The 15,907-nt window shown below is 66.1% G+C and carries 15 protein-coding genes and 1 pseudogene; 7 read left to right on the top strand and 9 right to left on the bottom strand.

The annotated features are described in order from the left end of the window. Positions 1 to 143 precede the first annotated feature (143 nt). Genes AC50YM_RS04910 through AC50YM_RS04930 form a run of 5 tightly spaced genes read right to left on the bottom strand, consistent with a single transcriptional unit; the run spans position 144 to position 4,761 of the window. On the bottom strand, positions 144 to 815 hold the full coding sequence (locus AC50YM_RS04910; RefSeq protein WP_494955855.1) for a GntR family transcriptional regulator: 672 nt from the start codon (positions 813 to 815) through the stop codon (positions 144 to 146). A gap of 1 nt (position 816) precedes the next feature. Further along, complete coding sequence (locus AC50YM_RS04915) at positions 817 to 2,199, bottom strand: MmgE/PrpD family protein (protein ID WP_494955856.1); 1,383 nt, start codon at positions 2,197 to 2,199, stop codon at positions 817 to 819. Further along, on the bottom strand, positions 2,196 to 3,338 hold the full coding sequence (locus tag AC50YM_RS04920; RefSeq protein WP_494955857.1) for a CaiB/BaiF CoA transferase family protein: 1,143 nt from the start codon (positions 3,336 to 3,338) through the stop codon (positions 2,196 to 2,198). Before AC50YM_RS04920 ends, AC50YM_RS04915 begins: the two co-directional genes overlap by 4 nt. After that, the gene (locus AC50YM_RS04925) at positions 3,338 to 4,213 is read right to left on the bottom strand and encodes an HpcH/HpaI aldolase/citrate lyase family protein (protein WP_494955858.1); all 876 of its coding nucleotides are present in this window, start codon (positions 4,211 to 4,213) and stop codon (positions 3,338 to 3,340) included. Before AC50YM_RS04925 ends, AC50YM_RS04920 begins: the two co-directional genes overlap by 1 nt. Then, complete coding sequence (locus AC50YM_RS04930) at positions 4,210 to 4,761, bottom strand: MaoC family dehydratase (RefSeq protein ID WP_494955859.1); 552 nt, start codon at positions 4,759 to 4,761, stop codon at positions 4,210 to 4,212. Before AC50YM_RS04930 ends, AC50YM_RS04925 begins: the two co-directional genes overlap by 4 nt. A gap of 216 nt (positions 4,762 to 4,977) precedes the next feature. On the opposite strand from AC50YM_RS04930, the gene AC50YM_RS04935 reads away from it, so the two are divergent. The 3 genes from AC50YM_RS04935 (at position 4,978) to AC50YM_RS04945 (ending at position 8,133) form a co-directional block, all read left to right on the top strand. Continuing rightward, positions 4,978 to 6,138: an acyl-CoA dehydrogenase family protein gene (locus AC50YM_RS04935; protein WP_494955860.1), complete on the top strand. Its 1,161-nt coding sequence runs from the start codon at positions 4,978 to 4,980 to the stop codon at positions 6,136 to 6,138. A gap of 14 nt (positions 6,139 to 6,152) precedes the next feature. Then, positions 6,153 to 6,977, top strand: coding sequence for a citryl-CoA lyase (locus AC50YM_RS04940; RefSeq protein WP_494955861.1), 825 nt, complete (start codon positions 6,153 to 6,155; stop codon positions 6,975 to 6,977). Between the two features lie 271 nt (positions 6,978 to 7,248). Next, positions 7,249 to 8,133, top strand: a complete 885-nt coding sequence (locus tag AC50YM_RS04945; RefSeq protein WP_494955862.1) for a DMP19 family protein — start codon at positions 7,249 to 7,251, stop codon at positions 8,131 to 8,133. Between the two features lie 100 nt (positions 8,134 to 8,233). Here AC50YM_RS04945 and AC50YM_RS04950 read toward each other — a convergent pair whose 3' ends face one another. After that, positions 8,234 to 8,806 (bottom strand): COG4315 family predicted lipoprotein, encoded by a 573-nt coding sequence (locus AC50YM_RS04950; protein ID WP_494955863.1) that lies wholly within the window; start codon positions 8,804 to 8,806, stop codon positions 8,234 to 8,236. Positions 8,807 to 8,993: 187 nt separating this feature from the next. Here AC50YM_RS04950 and AC50YM_RS04955 point away from each other — a divergent pair, with 187 nt between their 5' ends. From AC50YM_RS04955 to AC50YM_RS04970, 4 genes and pseudogenes are all read left to right on the top strand, one after another. Further along, on the top strand, positions 8,994 to 9,494 hold the full coding sequence (locus AC50YM_RS04955) for a sigma-70 family RNA polymerase sigma factor (RefSeq protein WP_494955864.1): 501 nt from the start codon (positions 8,994 to 8,996) through the stop codon (positions 9,492 to 9,494). Further along, positions 9,491 to 10,192 carry an anti-sigma factor family protein gene (locus tag AC50YM_RS04960; protein WP_494955865.1) on the top strand — a complete coding sequence of 234 codons (702 nt, stop codon included), beginning with the start codon at positions 9,491 to 9,493 and terminating at the stop codon, positions 10,190 to 10,192. The genes AC50YM_RS04955 and AC50YM_RS04960 overlap by 4 nt, the downstream gene beginning before the upstream one ends. A gap of 178 nt (positions 10,193 to 10,370) precedes the next feature. Continuing rightward, entirely contained in the window at positions 10,371 to 10,841 is a 471-nt protein-coding gene (locus AC50YM_RS04965; RefSeq protein ID WP_494955866.1) for a hypothetical protein, read from the top strand. Between the two features lie 165 nt (positions 10,842 to 11,006). After that, positions 11,007 to 11,458, top strand: a pseudogene (locus AC50YM_RS04970) (flavin reductase family protein). On the opposite strand, the gene AC50YM_RS04975 reads toward AC50YM_RS04970, so the two are convergent. The 3 genes from AC50YM_RS04975 to AC50YM_RS04985 are packed head-to-tail and all read right to left on the bottom strand — an operon-like array spanning position 11,442 to position 15,907. After that, positions 11,442 to 12,962: an NtaA/DmoA family FMN-dependent monooxygenase gene (locus AC50YM_RS04975; RefSeq protein WP_494955867.1), complete on the bottom strand. Its 1,521-nt coding sequence runs from the start codon at positions 12,960 to 12,962 to the stop codon at positions 11,442 to 11,444. The pseudogene AC50YM_RS04970 and the gene AC50YM_RS04975 overlap by 17 nt on opposite strands. Continuing rightward, entirely contained in the window at positions 12,962 to 14,212 is a 1,251-nt protein-coding gene (locus AC50YM_RS04980; protein ID WP_494955868.1) for an acyl-CoA dehydrogenase family protein, read from the bottom strand. Before AC50YM_RS04980 ends, AC50YM_RS04975 begins: the two co-directional genes overlap by 1 nt. Before the next feature lie 33 nt (positions 14,213 to 14,245). Next, positions 14,246 to 15,907 carry an ABC transporter ATP-binding protein gene (locus tag AC50YM_RS04985; RefSeq protein ID WP_494955869.1) on the bottom strand — a complete coding sequence of 554 codons (1,662 nt, stop codon included), beginning with the start codon at positions 15,905 to 15,907 and terminating at the stop codon, positions 14,246 to 14,248.

A 15,907-nucleotide genomic window follows, 5' to 3' on the forward strand; every position in this document is an offset into this window, starting at 1 on the left:
CCGACTCGTGACGTCCCTGCAGGTGGAGTACCGCCGGTCCGTGATGTACGGGGCGGCTATCGATGTGGACCTGTGGGTCGGCCCCGCCAGCACCAACTCCTACCGGGTGGAATATCTGGCCCGGCAGTCCGGCGGGACGATGTTCACGGCGTTGCCCGTTCATCGAACTGCCGGGCCAACAGCACGCCGGCCCTGACCACGTGCTCGTGCATGGCCTTCCGGGCCCCGTCGGCATCCCGGCTCCTGAGGAACTCAAGCACGGTGGAGTGGTCCTGCGACGTGGCCGTGGGCCAGCCTTCGATTTCAGGGTAGAGACGCCGGGGCACATAACGGGACATCAAGCTGAGGACCCACAGGGTTTTGCGGGAGCCTGCGATCAGATTGATCTCCCGGTGGAAGGCGTGGTTCTTTTCCTCGAGCACCACGAAGTCCCGCCGGCCGGCTGCGGCGAGCAGTTCGTGATGCAGGGCCTCCAGTTCGCCCAGATCTGCTTCCGTGGCGTTCACCGCGGCGCGTGCGGCCAGTTCGCCGGTGATCAGTGCCTGCACCGTAAACAGGTCCTCGATGTCCCGGGCGGTCAGAGGCGCCACCTGGAACCCGCGCCGGGGCACCAGTTCCAGGAAACCCTCCACCCGCAGGGCCTGGAGGGCCTCGCGTGCGGGGGTTGTAGAGATGCTGAGGGCCTCGCCCAGGACTTCGGCGCGCACCGATTCCCCCGGCCGCATCTGGCCGGACATGATCAGCTCGCGGACATAACCAGCCGCTTCATCGCTGAGTTGAGGCCGCCCGCGGACGGGGGAGAGTGCGCGGCTCAAGCTAGACCGAGTCCTTCTGCGGCACGGTCACCTGGCCGGTCAGCGGCGCGTCCAGCCGGAGGCCTGCGATGGATGCGTCCAGGGCCTGTGCCGCGGATGGGGTCAGGAGCCCTGCCGCCTTGGCGACGAGCTGGTCGCGGGTGGCGCGGTCCTGCGGGGCGCCACGGAAGGCATCCTCGCTTTTTTCTATGATCCGCCCATCCTTGAACCGGATGCTGACCTCGGCCTGCCAGCTCGCCGGGAAGGCAGCCTCAAGCCGTTCGCTGGTGTAGCAGTGCACCTTCGCCAGCCAGGGCGCCAGTTCGCCAGCAATGGCCGGTGCGTTGTCGAACTGTTCAACCGTCGCCTGGCCGGTGGTCAGGGCGACGGCGGCGCCGAACGGCATATTGAACTGCGCGTCCACCGGAGTGTTGACCACGAGCTTCCGATCAGCTGGCACGGAGACCAGGGTGGCGCCGGCTTTGATGACGCCGACCTCGATGGATTCGATGTCATCGATGTCCAGGCCGGGGTTCTGTGCGTGGATGTCGCGAAGGAGGTCGATGTTGCCGTGCATGTACCGGCAGCAGGGGTAGAATTTGATGCTGGTGTCCAGGGCGCTCTTACCGAAGACCAGGTCCAGGCTACGGCCCGCGACGCGGCCCCGGCCGTACTGGTTCAGGAATCCATCCCTGCCCTCGATCGAAGTCTCGGGCGCGGTAAAGCCCGCGGCGGCTAGTTTCGCCGCACGGATGCCGCTGGCTGCCGCATGGCCGGCATTCAGGCGCTTGGTCCAGGACCCATCGGATAGGAATTCCAGGCTGCCCGCAGCCAGATTGGCGGCCAGGCTCAGTGCATGGGTGCTCCGGTCCTCATCCAGCCTGAACAAGGAGGCAACGGCGGCGGCAACGCCGAGCACGCCTGCCACACCGGTGGGGTGGAAGCCGCGGCCGTAGCTTTCGGCCGCGCCGAGCAGGACGCCTGCGGTGCACATGACGTCGTAGCCGACGGCGGCGGCGTGCAGGACCTCGCGCACGCTGTAACCGTGTTCATCGGCCAGCGCGAGCACCGCCGGGAAGATCGCGACGGCCGGGTGGAGCGAGGACTCCTCGAAAGTGTCATCCAGTTCGAGTCCGTGGGCGGTGATGCCATTGACCAATGCGGCGTCCTCGGGTGTAGCCCACAAGGTGGTGCCGTGAAGGGAAGCGGTCTGGAACTGGGTCTTGGCCGTGCCCGTGACGACCGCCGAGCGCGCGGCCACGGCGGAATCCCGTTCCGCCCCCCCTGTGGTGACGGCATAGTAATCTAGCAGCAGCAGTTTCATCCAGTCTGTGATCTCTGCGTTGAGTTCATGGTCTGCTGTGACGTGCCGCGCCAGTTGGCGGGCGAAGCTGATCTCGGTCATGCTGATTCCTCCAGTTCGGTAAGGATTTTCTCGGTGTGCTGGCCGATGGCCGGGACGGCATCCATGCGGAAGCCTGAAGAACGCGCGGAAACGGGCGGGATAAGGCTGCGCACCGGTCCGGCGGGGGAATCCACGTCAGCCCAGCGGCCGCGGTCGGCAAGTTGCGGATGGGCTGAGAACTCATGCATGGTGCGCAGCTTGGCGTTGGCGATGTTCGCCGCGTCCAGCCGGGAGAGCACCTCGTCGGCGCCCAGCACACCAAGGACCCCATTGATCCTGGTATGCAGCAGCGCGCGATTGTCCACGCGCAGGGCGTTGCCGTTAAAGAGTGGATCCGTTGCCATTTCCGGGATGTGGATCACGTCGGCGCAGAACGCGGCCCATTCGCGTTCGTTCTGGATCGCGAAGAACACCGTCCCGTCGGCGGCGGGGAACGGACCATACGGGGCGATGGTGGCGTGTTCGGCTCCGCTGCGCGGCTGCTGGGTTCCGCCGTATTCGGCGTAGAGCGAGGGTTGCTGCATCCATTCGCCCAGGGCCTCCAACATGGAGATCTCCAGTACATCCCCGACGCCGGTCTTCCCGCGCTGGATCAGCGCGGTGAGGATCCCGGTGTAGGTGTACATGCCGGCGGCGATGTCCGCGATGGAAATGCCCACCTTGGCGGGTTCGTCGGGGGTGCCGGTGACGCTGAGCAGACCGGCCTCACACTGCACCAGCAGGTCGTATGCCTTCTTCTGCTCGTAGGATCCGCCCTTGCCGTAGCCGGAAATGGAGGCATGGATCAGCCGGGGGTTCAGGGCAAGAGCATCATCGCCGCCGAGTCCCAGGCGCTCGACGGCGCCGGGCGCCAGGTTCTGTACGAGCACATCGGCTTTGCCGACGAGTTTCTTGAGTACGCCGATGCCCTCCTCAGACTTGAGATCCAGGACAATGCTTTCCTTGCTGCGGTTCAGCCAGACGAAGTAGCTGGCCATGCCGTTGACCTTGGTGTCGTAGCCGCGGGCGAAATCTCCGGTGTCCCGTTCGACCTTGATAACCCGGGCACCCAGATCCGCGAGCTGCCGGGTGGCGAACGGTGCCGCCACGGCTTGCTCGAGTGAAACAACGGTGATCCCTTCGAGGGGGAGGCTTGCCATTACTGCTCCTGTCCTGACTGAAATCCTGCGAGTTGAAGTATTCGCCGTGCACGTTCGACCACGGGCGCATCAATCATTTTGCCGTCAAGCTGGACGGCAGAGCCCCCCGCGTCGCCGTCGGCCGCCAGCACGGTGCGCGCCCAGGCGGTCTCCTCCGCCGTCGGGCCGAAGGCATCGGCGACCGGGCCCAGCTGGGCCGGATGAATGCAAAGTTTGCCCCCGAACCCGAACCCGTTGGCATGCGCAGCGGAAGCTGCGACTGCCTCCGCGTCTCGGATCTCGGTGGAGGGTGAATCCAGCGGGGCAGCGATTCCGGCGGCGCGCGACGCAACGACAAGCCGCGACCGCGCATAGGCAAGGTACTGCTCCTCGCTCGCGGAATTGATGTCCAGGGCGAAGTCGATGGCGCCGAAGGCAAGTCTGGTGACACCGGTGACCGACGCCAGCGCGTCCGCCTCGCGCAGCCCCAGCGCTGATTCCACCAGGGGGATCACCGCGAGCCCGGCCGGCAGCACGCCGAGAAGGTGTTCCACATCAGCGGCGGTTTCCGCCTTGGCCAGCACGACGCCGAGCAGACCCGCCGGGGGGCCGCCCGCCAGCAGGGCGGAGAGATCCGCTCCGAACGCTTCGGTGCCGGCGGGGTTGATCCGAACCAGCGCCCGGACGCCGCCGTCGCTCGCGGACAAGGCGCCGACGGCGGCAGCCCGGGCCGCAGCCTTTGACCCGGGGGCCACTGCGTCTTCGAGATCAATGATGATGATATCGGCCCCGCTGGCGGTGGCCTTGGTAAAGCGCTCCGGGCGGTCTCCCGGAACGAATAGCGCGGTGACGGCGGACGCGGCCAGGGGGGACACGGCCGGGGCAGTGCCGGTCATTTGCTGGCCTGGACTGCCGGGAGCGATGCCTCGTCCGGGCGGACGGCGCTGGTCTGTGGGCCTTGGCCGCGGCGGTACACCATAAAGGTCCGCTGATACGAGAGCACGATGGTGCCGTCCTGATTGAAGCCCTCGGTAGCGGCAGTGACGATACCAACGTTGGGTCGGGAACCGGAATCACGCAGGGACAGGATCTTGGAGCGGGAGTAGATGGTGTCGCCCTCGAAGACCGGGGCAGGCATCCGGACCTCGTCCCAGCCCAGGTTCGCGAAAACATTCATGGACAGGTCGGTGGTGGACTGCCCGGTGACCAGGGCCAGTGTGAAGGTCGAGACCACCAGGGGCTTGCCCTGTTCGGTCTGCAGGGCGTAGTTCGCATCAACATGGGTCTTCGAGGTGTTCTGCGTCAGCAGCGTAAACCACTGGTTGTCGGTGGTCGTGACGGTCTTGCCGGCCGGGTGGTAGTAGAGGTCGCCGATTTCGAAGTCCTCGAAAAACCTGCCGTTCCAGCCCGCGACCTCGCGGGTTTCACTTGTCGTGGCGTCCAACTGATGCTCCAATGCTCACAATCCCCGTTGATGCGGAAATATATTTTGTATTTCAGCTAATGATTCCCAGAATTCCCATGAATGTCAACGATTTGTTGGGCTTCGCGACAGGCTTGCGGGTCTTGTTTTTACTAAATATATTATATAGATTGCTTCCAGAAGCCTCCCGCATCGTAGCCGGGGGCTGTACCACCACTTTGATCCGAGGAGGACCCTGTGCACGAACTACAGGTAACGTTGGATGAGTACCGTGAAGCGACCCGGACCATCTGCTCCAAATTCCCGCCGGAATACTGGCGCGAAACTGACCTGAACCGCCGGTATCCGCAGGAATTCGTTGATGCACTGACTGCATCCGGGCTGCTGGCGTCGCTGATCCCCACCGAATACGGCGGCGGGGGGCAGGGACTGACGGTGGGCAGTGTCATCATGGAGGAAATCAACCACTCCGGCGGCCATTCCGCGGCATGTCATGCTCAGATGTACACAATGGGCGCGCTCCTGCGGCACGGCAGCGACGCGCAGAAGCAGGCCTACCTGCCCGGCATCGCGAGCGGCGAGCTGCGTCTGCAGGCCTTTTCCATTACTGAGGATGCCGGCTCCGATACCACGAACATCCTTACCCCGGCCGTACCCGACGGCGACGACTACATCATCACCGGCCACAAGACCTGGACCAGCCGGGTGGATGAATCCGATCTGCTATTCCTGCTGGCCCGCACGTCGGAGAAAGGCGCGGACAAGACCAAGGGCCTGACACTGTTCCTAGTGGATCTGCGCGAGGTCCGGGCCAACCAGCCCGAGGCGATGGAAGTGGTCAAGGTCCGGACCATGTTCAATTACGCCACAAACCAGATCTTCTACAAGGGACTACGGGTGCCCAAGTCCGCCGTCATCGGCCAGGTCGGCAACGGCTTCCGCTACGTGTTGGACGGCTGGAATGCCGAGCGGATCCTGCTCGCCGCCGAGGCCATCGGCGACGGCTACTGGTTCGCCGAAAAGGCGACCGAGTACGCCAACAGCCGTGAGGTCTTCGGCCGCAAGATCGGCTCCAACCAGGGGGTGGCGTTCCCCATCGTCGATGGCTACATGAAGATTCGCGCGGCAGACCTCATGCGCTACGAGGCTGCGCGGCTCTTCGACGAGGGTAAGCCCTGCGGCGCCGAGGCGAACATGGCCAAGCACCTGGCCGCAGACGCCAGCTTCGAATCCGCCAACGCCTGCATGAACACCTATGGCGGCTTTGGGTTTGTGGACGAGTACGACGTCGAGCGCAAGTTCCGCGAGACCCGCATGTTCCAGACGGCCCCGGTCAGCAATAACCTGATCAAGAACTTCATCGCCACCAAAGTCCTCGGGCTTCCCCGGTCCTACTAGAAAGGCTGACCACCATGACAAGCACGACTGTAAACGCACGAGGCGCTAAGCCCATCCGCTCCGATATCGCCCGTTCCACCGCCTCCACCGTCACCGTCTTCGGACAGGATCTGGTCGGCATGCTGGGCACCGTCAACTTGGGTGACTTCGCCTATCTGGAAATCTTTAAGCGTCTCCCGGACGAACGCGAGTCGGTGCTCTTCAACGCCTTGGTGGTCACTCTGGTGGAGCACGGCGTCACACCCAGCGCGATCGCCGCCCGGATGACCTATCTTGGAGCCCCCGAATCCCTGCAGGGTGCGGTGGCAGCGGGCATCCTGGGTCTGGGCAACACCTTCGTTGGGACCATCGAAGGCGCGGCGCAGATCTGCCAGAAACGCCTCCCGGCCAAGGGCGCGGACAAGGTGGCAGCTGCCGAGCGGCTCAGCGACGAGCAAGTCGACGCGCTCGCCGCGGAGATCGTTGCCGAGTTCGCCGCGGCAAAGCGGCCGATCCCGGGCCTGGGCCACCCGGTCCACAAGCCGGTGGACCCACGGGCGCAGAAATTGTTCCAGCTGGGCCGCGAACTTGGCTTCGACGACTCGGCCACGCGTCTGGTTGAGGCCTTGTCCCGGCTGGCCTCCGAACGCTCCGGGAAGGTTCTTCCGGTCAATGCCACCGGTGCCATCGGCGCCCTGGCCTCGACCCTGGGCGTGCCCGCACACGTCGCCCGCGGCCTGGGCGTTATGGCCCGCGCCATTGGCCTCGTGGGACATTTGCTGGAGGAAAAGGCGGACCCCATGGCCACCACCATCTGGTACCGCGCCGAGGACGAATCCAGCGCGAGCCAAAGCGAGTAGTTAGTTCCTCAACCCGGGAGCAGCCCTGCTGACGCGCACCAGCCCGCCCCGCCACACCAACGCGGGGTCACATGGCGCCCATAAGTCCCGGCGGGACGGGCCGGGAGGATCCCCGCGTTGGTGTGCCGCGTGGACCGGGCGGCGGGAGGTGCCGTCCGGGGACACCCAAACTTCGCCGGACGTTCAGCTCCGGCTCAACCGCGGGCACCGCGGTGCCACGTACCGTGAAGGGGTCCGGAGCGCCACCCGCCTTCAGCAGTGAGGATTTTCCATGAGCAACGGCCTTTCCACCGCCCTTCCCGCCCACCTTCCCGCCACGAATAATGCGCCGGTCCTGCCGCGGGAGAGCATCAACGGCAGCGACGCGGACGTCGTGGACGCCAACGTGGACGTGGTCAACACCATGTACGCGGAGTTGCTCGACGTCGACGAAATCGCGCCCACCGCATTGCGCAGCTACTACGTTGACTTCTACCTGACGCAGTCGCTGGGCGGCGGTTTCGCCCAGTACGTGTTCACCGCCCCGGACCGCGAGGACGTCGACGCCTACATCAGGACCGGGCTCGAAGGGATGGGGGCCGCCGCGCACCTGGACCTGTTCAACCGCACCGCAGCTGCCTTCGATTCGCTTTCCGAGGAGGAAGCCGACGCCTACCTGGACGGGGACGCGGACCTGGACGACGCTGCCGAGGCGGGCGTTCCGGACGCTGTCCGTCAGCTGGAGGAGCTCGACGGCGAGTTCGAAACCCTGCTGGAGACCGAAGACATCATTGCGTTCAACGCCGCCTGGCTGCGGGGCCAGCCGGACCTGCTGGTCCTGGACGCGGAGGAGCTCGACCGGCACGTGGCCGAGCGGGTGTCCCGGATCCCCAACCTTGCCGAACGCCAGGCCGATGCCGCCGAAGATGAACTCCTGGACACCCCGGAATTCGAGATGATCATCCGTGAGCTCTGCGACGTGGCCGGCCACGCGCTCCTGAAGATCACCATGGGCGACCCCAACTATGACCACGACGGCCAGACCACCCTGGCGTGGCATTTCACCACGGACCAGGGCGAGTTCCTCATGCTGGACGATGAGCGCGAAGCGGTCATGATCCACCCGGACACGAAGGAGATCCTGGCCGCCGTCGAGTTCGAGCTCGAAGACGACTAAGCCTGAGCGTCCGGCGTCGCTGCCGCCGGCTGCCGGAACCGCTGCCGCCGGCTGCCGGAGCCACTGCCGCCGGCTGCCAATATCCGGCGCCGGCCCGCTGCTAATATCCGGCGCCGGCGGCGGCGGTGATCATCTCACCTGAGGGCGCCACGAGGTACCAGACGCTGCCGACGCCCTGGCCCAGGATGTCCCCGGCGGCCAGATCCTTGGCGAAGTAGTACACGGGCATCCCGTTGATGGTCAGCTGTTTCTTGCCATCGGGGGTGTCAATCGTGCCCACGGTGCCGGTGATGCCCTCGACTGTTGGCGAGTCGGCGGCGGCGAGGACCGGAGGCCACGCCGTGAGGCAGCCGCCGGTGCAGGCGCTGGCTCCGGAATCCTTCACGTCCTTCGTGTAGAAGTAGACGCTCATCCCTTTGCCGTCGACCACGATCGTGCCCGCGGTTGACTCCGCGACCTTGAGGTCCGGTGTGGCGACGGCGGGTGTGGACATGGCCGGTTCCGAGGCCGAGGCCGACGCCGGAGCCGAAGTCGCCGGGACCGACGCGGCACTGCCGGTCGTCGTCGCGGCCGCCGGCGGCGTGGAAGTGCCTGTCCCACTGGTGCCTGCGCAGCCGGAGAGCAGGGCTGCGAGGGCGAACGCGGACAGGCCAATGCTGAGGTGCTTCTTCATCTGCTGCTCCTTGACTCGAACCGGCCAACTGGCGAGGCCGGCGCTACCCGATACGACGCCGCCGGCGTAAGAATGGTTCACAGCAGGTCCCTTGCCCCGCCCCCGAATCCCCGCGCGTGAACCGTTCCGGCGGTCCGCACGTCATAGGGGCAAAAGCGCAGGACCGCAGGAGCCAGGGAGGACGGGTATGTCGCTGGACGAGGACGTCGTGGCGGCGATCTACCGCGACCACGGGCCGGCGCTCAGGCGTTTCGTCCTCGGCGCCTGCCGGGACCCGCAGCTGGCGGACGACGTCGTGCAGGAGACAGTGCTGCGGGTCTGGCAGCGGGCCCCACAGATCACCGGCAGCCTGCGCAGCTACCTGTTCAGGACGGCCCGGAACATCCTGATCGACAATTACCGCAAGGCCCAGCGCCGGCCCCGGGAAACGGCGGACCGGGATCTGGCCGACCCGGCCGACGGCGAGGAACGCGTCGACGAACTGCTCAACCGGGTCCTGATGGAAGAGGCGCTGCTGCGGCTCAGCGCGGAGCACCGTGAAGTTCTTGTGGCCTTGCATTACCGCCGCTATACCGTCCAGGAGGCATCGGTCAGTTTGAATATCCCGAGCGGAACGGTGAAGTCCCGCGCATTCTATGCCGTGCGCGCCCTCCGGACGATCCTTGATGAGATGGGGGTGCAGCGGTGAGCGGCACGGAACTGCACCAGCTGCTCGGCGCCTACCTGCTGGGCGGGCTGGCGCCGGAGGAGGCAGCCGCCTTTGAGCAGCATCTGGGCAGCTGCGCGGACTGCCGGCAGGAACTGGACGAACTGGCCAGCCTCCCGGCGCTGCTGGACGCGCTCCCGGTGCCCGACGCCGTCGCCCTCGGCGCCGCTGCGGCCGCAGCCGGGCGGGAACCGGTGCCCTCGGTCCCGGCGCTGTCGGTCCCCGCGCCGGCCGCGACGCCGCGGCGGATGCTTGACGAATTGTCCGCGCGGCGCCGGAAAACACGACGCCGCGCGGCGGCGGCGCTCGCTGCGGTCGCCGCGGCGTGCCTCGCGCTCGGAATCCTGGCCGCGCCGCTGGTCAACCAGCCGCCCAAACCGGACGCCAGCTATTCGGTCCAGGCCAGCGACGGGCTGCAGATCACGGTGGGCATGGTCAAGAAAACGTGGGGCACCGAGCTTGCGGTCGAGGCCCGGAGCCTGCCGGCGGACGGCACCTTCTCGCTGTGGGTGAAGGACCGCGACGGCGGCGAGGACCGCGCCTGCGCCTGGACGGCAACGCCCAGCGGCAGGGTCAGGATCACCGGAGCCACACCCGTGCAGCTCACCAACATCTCCAGCGTCGAAATGCGGAACGCGCAGCACCAGACCATGGCCGTCATCGCCGTGCCCCTCGGTTAACGGGGGCGGCGACAGTCTGGGCATCGGCGGGCGCATAAAGCAAGGCCCGCGCAAAGCAGGCCCTCATTAATCCGGCCCGCACTAACTGTCGGACCCCGCTGCTCTACTGACGGTGGGGGAGCGGCCGCCTTCCCCACCACCTGCGGCCACCGTCCGCGCCGGCGATTGGGGATTCGTTATGGAACAGTCTTATGTAGTTGTCACCTCGGGGGCAGAACTCGCGTTGCGGCTGATGGCGTCGGGTCGGACCAGGCCGGCGGCGGTTGTCTCATGGCATCCGGAGCAGCAGGACAACCGGATCGACGTCGAACATATTTTTCGAAGGATTGGGGATCTGGCCGAGGTCTACTGGCTGGAAAACGGCCCGGAAAGCTATGCCTTCGGCGACACCCTGCCGTACGGGGCGCACGTGTTCGGCAACGCGGCACGTGTCTACTCGGAGGATCTTCGCTGGATGACCGACGTGCACCGCAGCCCGCTGCGGATGGCACGAGACCGCCGGACGGCTGCCCGCGCGGCCGAGTACATCATCGAGGACGTGCTGGGCCGCGCCAGTGCGGGCTGCGATCGTCGAACTGGGCGACGGCAGTTGCCGGACGGGACGATTGAGCTGTCCCGGGTTGTGGTCCACGACGATTTCAAGCCCTGAGCCAGGCGGTGGGGCGATCACCTCATGAAACGGGGTGACGGCCCGCCGTGGCAATTCCCTGCGTCGTGTGAAGCGATGTTGCGCTGCGCGTCCGCAGGTTCCGGCTGGTGTTGGGAACCGGAAGCAACGGTGATTGATAGGGGGAAAGCTTCGAAAGGAATCGCCATGACGGATCATTCAGACCTGAGCCCGCAACGGCTCCGTCACGTTCTGGGTCATTTCGCTACCGGGTTGACGGTGATCACCGCTGCCACGAACGACGGCCCCGCCGGGTTTACCTGCCAGTCCTTTTCGTCCCTGTCGCTGGAGCCCGCCCTGGTGACTTTCAGCCCGGCCCGGACGTCCTCCATCTGGCCGCCCAATTCGCCCGGTCGGGCACCGAAAAATTCGCCGGAGTGGACCACTCTCCGTCGCCGCTGGGCAACCCTGTGCTGCCCGAGGCCCTGGCCTGGGTGGACTGCCAGCTCCACCATGAATACGACGGCGGCGACCATACGATCGTTGTCGCGGCCATCCGCTCCCTCAGTGCACGCACCGACGCGGAACCCCTGGTCTTTTACAAAGGCAACTACTCCGGCGTTCAGCTCCGTGCCGGGATGCTTACCGGCGCCGTGTGACCACGGCCGGCGCCGCCTTACCGGCGCCGCCTGACCACGGCAGGCACGCCGCCTGCCGTGGTCCAGTGGTGCCTGGCCAAGCCGGCAGCTGAGCCAAGTCGTTCGGCTTCACCGTTGCTGCGGCCGACAGATCACTGAAGGCACCGCGATAACGTGTTGCGGGGTGGGTCGGCTCGAGCTTCGAGCCACGGCCGAAGACCTTTTCACGCAGCGTGCCCGGCGCGTACTCCGTCTGGGCCAGGCCGCGGCGCTGCAACTCGGGCAGCACCCCCTGGATGAAGTCCGTGTAGGACCCGGGGATGATCTGGTTGATGATGTTCACACCATCGATCCCGGCATCCTGCCAGCGTTCCAGTTCGTCCACGATCTGTTCCGGGGTGCCGGCGATCTGCTGGGCCTTGGCCCGGTAACGTGCCAGGTCACCGATGGTCGGCTTGCCGCCCGGAACGGATGCGATGGCCGCCTGAAGGACACCCTGGGCACCCTCGGTCTCGATCTCGCCCAGCGGGGTATCGAGCGGGAGACCGCCCAAATCGACGCCGATCCCGCCGCCGATATGCGCGATGATCGTGTCGAGATCCAGATACTCGTCGTAGTCGGCCTGTTTGCGGGTGACCTCTGCCTCGGTGCTGCCGATCACGAAGGACAGTCCGCCGAAGATCTTGACGTCGCCGGCGGCCCGGCCTGCCGCGGCCTCGAGGGCCCGGATCGAGGCGGTTTGCTTCCTGACGTAGTCCACGTTGGGCGCAAAGAGGAAAGTCGCCTCCGCATTCTCAGCGGCGAATTTCTTGCCGCGGGGGGAGCTCCCCGCCTGGAACAGGAACGGGGTGCGCTGCGGGCTGGGTGCGACCAGATGCGGACCGTCAATGGAGTATCGGGTCCCGCGGTGGTTGATCTTGTGGACCTTCGCCGGGTCCGCGTGGATGCCGCGGACCTTGTCGGCCAGCAGGGCGTCGTCGTCCCAGGAACCCTCCCAGAGTTTGTAGACGGCCTCGGTGTATTCCTCGGCCCAGTCGTACCGGTCGTCGTGCGGAGTGAGTCCAGCGTTGCCGAAGTTCCGGTGGGCGTTCTCCAGCACACTGGTAACGATGTTCCAGGCAACCCGGCCATTGGAAATGTGGTCCAGGGTCGAGAGCTGGCGGGCGAGCTGGAACGGATCCGACTGGATCACCGAGCTCGTCATGGCGAGGCCAATATCCTTGGTCACCGCGGCCAGAGCGGAGCAGAGCACCAGCGGATCGTTCGAGGGGACCTGAAGCCCGCGCTCGACCAGCGAGGCCCAGCCGCCCTCGTGGTCACCGTAGAGGCCCACGACGTCGGCGAAGAACATCGCATCGAATTTTGCCTCCTCCAGCTCACGGGCCAGATCGACCCACAGCTGCAGTTCGTTGAAGCGGTGCTGCTGCGCCTCCGGATGCCGCCACTGACCGCCCAGGATGTGGGTGGTTGTGTTCATCACGAAAGCGCTCAGGAGCAGCCGCGGACGTTCATCGAAGGTCCCCATCAGGAATCGCTCCCCTGGCCGGGCGCGGTTGCCTGGACCGCATCGCCGATGCTGTGGAGGCCGGTGGGAATGGTTCCGTTGATGTGATAGTCGCCGACGGACCGCGCCTTGAACACCACCGGGTTGTGGGTGGCTACGGTCCGGGCGTTGCGCCAGTGCCGGTCCAGCCCCTTGCTGCGGCTGGTCGACGAAGCGCCGGTGACATCGAACAGCTCATTGGCCGCGGCCAGGACCAGGCCGGGGACGCTCACGTGTGCCTGCTGCACTCCCAGTTCGGCCCGGACGAAGGCGGCCTCCCCATCAAGTCCGAGAGAAGGGTCGACGGCGGCATCGAGGTCGCGTGCGGCTGCCACCACGATGGACTGCGCGGCGTAGACGCCGGCGGCGATCTGGCCCACGCGTTCCTGGATCAGCGGATCGTTCCGGAACAGTGAACCTGACCCGGTATTGAACGTACGGGTGCGCTCGCGGACCAGCCTGCTGGCGTCGCGAAGCGCCGCCTGGCCGATTCCGACGAGCACGGTCAGCAGTGCAAGCTGGAAGAAAGCCGGTTCCAGCGTACTGGTGACCTTGCGCTGGATGATGTCCCCGGCGTCGACCTCCACGTCATCGAAAATGGCCGTTCCGGTGCCGGTGAGCGGCTGCCCGAAACCGTCCCAGTCGTCCAGGATCGTGACTTTGGGGTCGTTCACACGGACCAGTGCGTACTGGCGGCCCTCACGGCCCTCCGTGCTTGCCATGACCACGACCCAGTCGGCGAAGATGCTGCCGGTTGTGTAGTACTTTTCGCCCTTGAGCAGCCAACGGCCCCCCACCTCGCGAAGCTTCGTCTGGGTGGTGCCCAGCGCGTTGCCGGAGCGTTCCGTGGCAGCATTGCCAAAGATCTCACCGGCGAGGACCCGGGGGAACCAGCGGTTGCGGAATTCGATGGGCTGCAGCGCAATCGTTTCCACGAACGAGAAGTGTGACCGCAGCAGGTGTGAAACGTTGGAGTCCGCGGCGGCGAGTTCGATCAGCAGCCGGCTCAGGTGCTCATAGCTGACGGGGTCCCCGCCGTGCCCGGCTGGGACACGGAGGGTGGTGAATCCGCTTTCCTTCAGCCAGGCCACGGGCTCGAACGGCAGGACGTGGGTGGACTCGCGTTCCAGGGCACCTTCTGCGATCCGTGCGAAGACATCCTGGAAGCGCGCGGACAACGCCGCGTAGCGGGCCTCTCCGCTGAGTTCTCTTACTTCTGTCGAGACAGTCATCATGTTCCTAACGTTGAAGGGGGACTGACGTTCTTAGTGGCCGGTTGTAACTAGTTCGCGCAGGCGGTGGCCGGGGTTGGAATCGAGCAACAGGCGGGTGTATTCGCTTTGTGGGTTGGCGAAGACCTGCGCAGTCGGGCCGACTTCCCGCAGCTGGCCCCGACTCATCACGCCGACGTCGTGGGCGAAGCGTTCAACAACGTGCAGGTCGTGGGAAATGAAGAGGTAGGACAGTCCCAGGTCGCGTTGCAGGTTTTCGAGCAGGACCAGAATCTGGGCCTGCGTCAGGACGTCCAGGGCGGAAAGGGCCTCGTCCAGCACGATGGTGCGGGCACCAAGGGCGAGGGCCCGGGCGATCGCCACGCGCTGGCGCTGGCCGCCGGACAGTTCCTTGGTCCTGCTGCCGGTGACGCGCGCGGGGAGGTTCACCTGGTCAAGGAGTTCGGCAACCCGGGCACGACGCTCCAGGCGGGACCCGGCACGGAAATTCACCAGGGGTTCGGCGACGATGTCTTGAACGGTCAGCCGCGGATCGAGCGCCGAGTCCGGATTTTGGTACACCAGCTGCAGGGAGCGCCACAGCTCGCGTTTGTCGTTGCCCTGGGTCGAGGTGACGTCGTTCCCATGCACCACCACGGTGCCCGACGTCGGGTCCAGCAGGCGCATGATCATGCGGGCTGTGGTGGACTTGCCCGACCCGGATTCCCCGACCAGGGCGAAAGTGGTTCCTTGGCGCACCGCAAAACTGACGTCATCCACGGCGCGGTGTTCGGTCTCGCCCTTGCCGAAGACCTTGGTGAGTCCGCGGACTTCGATCGCCGCAAGGGGCTCCTCGCGGGCGGTGCCCACGGCGGCCGGGGCAGCTTTCGGGGCGGCCGGCGAGGCCTCCCGGAGCAGCCTGACCGTGTAGTCGTCCTCCGGCCGCGACAGGATATCGGTCACCGGACGGTCTTCCAGGATCCTGCCCTGCCGCATCACCACGATCCGGTCGGCCAGGTCCGTGGCGACGGCCAGGTCGTGCGTCACGAAGATGACGGCCGTCCCATGGTCCCGGGCCAGCCTGCTGAATACCTCAAGAACCCGGCGCTGCACGGTGACGTCCAGCGCCGAGGTCGGTTCATCGGCTATCAGCAGCTTCGGTCCCAGGCTGAAGGCGATCGCGATCAGGACCCGTTGCTTGAGTCCGCCGGAGAGTTCGTGGGGGTACTGTTTCAGCCGCTCCGCAGGTCGGTCGATGCCCACCAGTTCGAAGAGCCGGATGACCTCCGTCCGGATCTCGCTTTTGGAGCGCTTGCCTTCCTCCGGGTGCAGCCGGAAGACTTCGGCCACCTGGGATCCGACCGTCTTCACCGGATCCAGTGAGGCGCCGGGGTCCTGCGGGACCATGCCGATTTTGCGTCCACGGATTTTCTCCATGGCGCGTTCGGAAAGGCCGGTCAGCTCAATTCCGTCGAACATGATGGTTCCGGCGGAGACCGTGGCCGCTGCGGGGAGCAGGCCGATGAGCGATTTGGCGAGCGTGCTTTTTCCGGAACCGGATTCGCCGACGACGGCGACGATTTCGCCCGGCTTGAGGACCAGTTCGAGTGACTCTGCGGCCACGATGGCCGCCGGGCCGCGGCCGTATTCGACCTGCAGTCCGCGCACCTCAAGCAAAGGTCCGGGTTCGACGATGGGTTTTACGGCGTGAGTCAT

The organism is Pseudarthrobacter sp. RHLT1-30-1 (assembly GCF_059383415.1).

Coding starts and splice junctions, on each gene's coding strand:
- AC50YM_RS04915 (WP_494955856.1), bottom strand. CDS start 2,199: ATGACCGAGATCAGCTTCGCCCGCCAACTGGCGCGGCACGTCACAGCA.
- AC50YM_RS04920 (WP_494955857.1), bottom strand. CDS start 3,338: ATGGCAAGCCTCCCCCTCGAAGGGATCACCGTTGTTTCACTCGAGCAA.
- AC50YM_RS04925 (WP_494955858.1), bottom strand. CDS start 4,213: ATGACCGGCACTGCCCCGGCCGTGTCCCCCCTGGCCGCGTCCGCCGTC.
- AC50YM_RS04940 (WP_494955861.1), top strand. CDS start 6,153: ATGACAAGCACGACTGTAAACGCACGAGGCGCTAAGCCCATCCGCTCC.
- AC50YM_RS04945 (WP_494955862.1), top strand. CDS start 7,249: ATGAGCAACGGCCTTTCCACCGCCCTTCCCGCCCACCTTCCCGCCACG.
- AC50YM_RS04950 (WP_494955863.1), bottom strand. CDS start 8,806: ATGAAGAAGCACCTCAGCATTGGCCTGTCCGCGTTCGCCCTCGCAGCC.
- AC50YM_RS04955 (WP_494955864.1), top strand. CDS start 8,994: ATGTCGCTGGACGAGGACGTCGTGGCGGCGATCTACCGCGACCACGGG.
- AC50YM_RS04965 (WP_494955866.1), top strand. CDS start 10,371: ATGGAACAGTCTTATGTAGTTGTCACCTCGGGGGCAGAACTCGCGTTG.
- AC50YM_RS04975 (WP_494955867.1), bottom strand. CDS start 12,962: ATGGGGACCTTCGATGAACGTCCGCGGCTGCTCCTGAGCGCTTTCGTG.
- AC50YM_RS04980 (WP_494955868.1), bottom strand. CDS start 14,212: ATGACTGTCTCGACAGAAGTAAGAGAACTCAGCGGAGAGGCCCGCTAC.
- AC50YM_RS04985 (WP_494955869.1), bottom strand. CDS start 15,907: ATGACTCACGCCGTAAAACCCATCGTCGAACCCGGACCTTTGCTTGAG.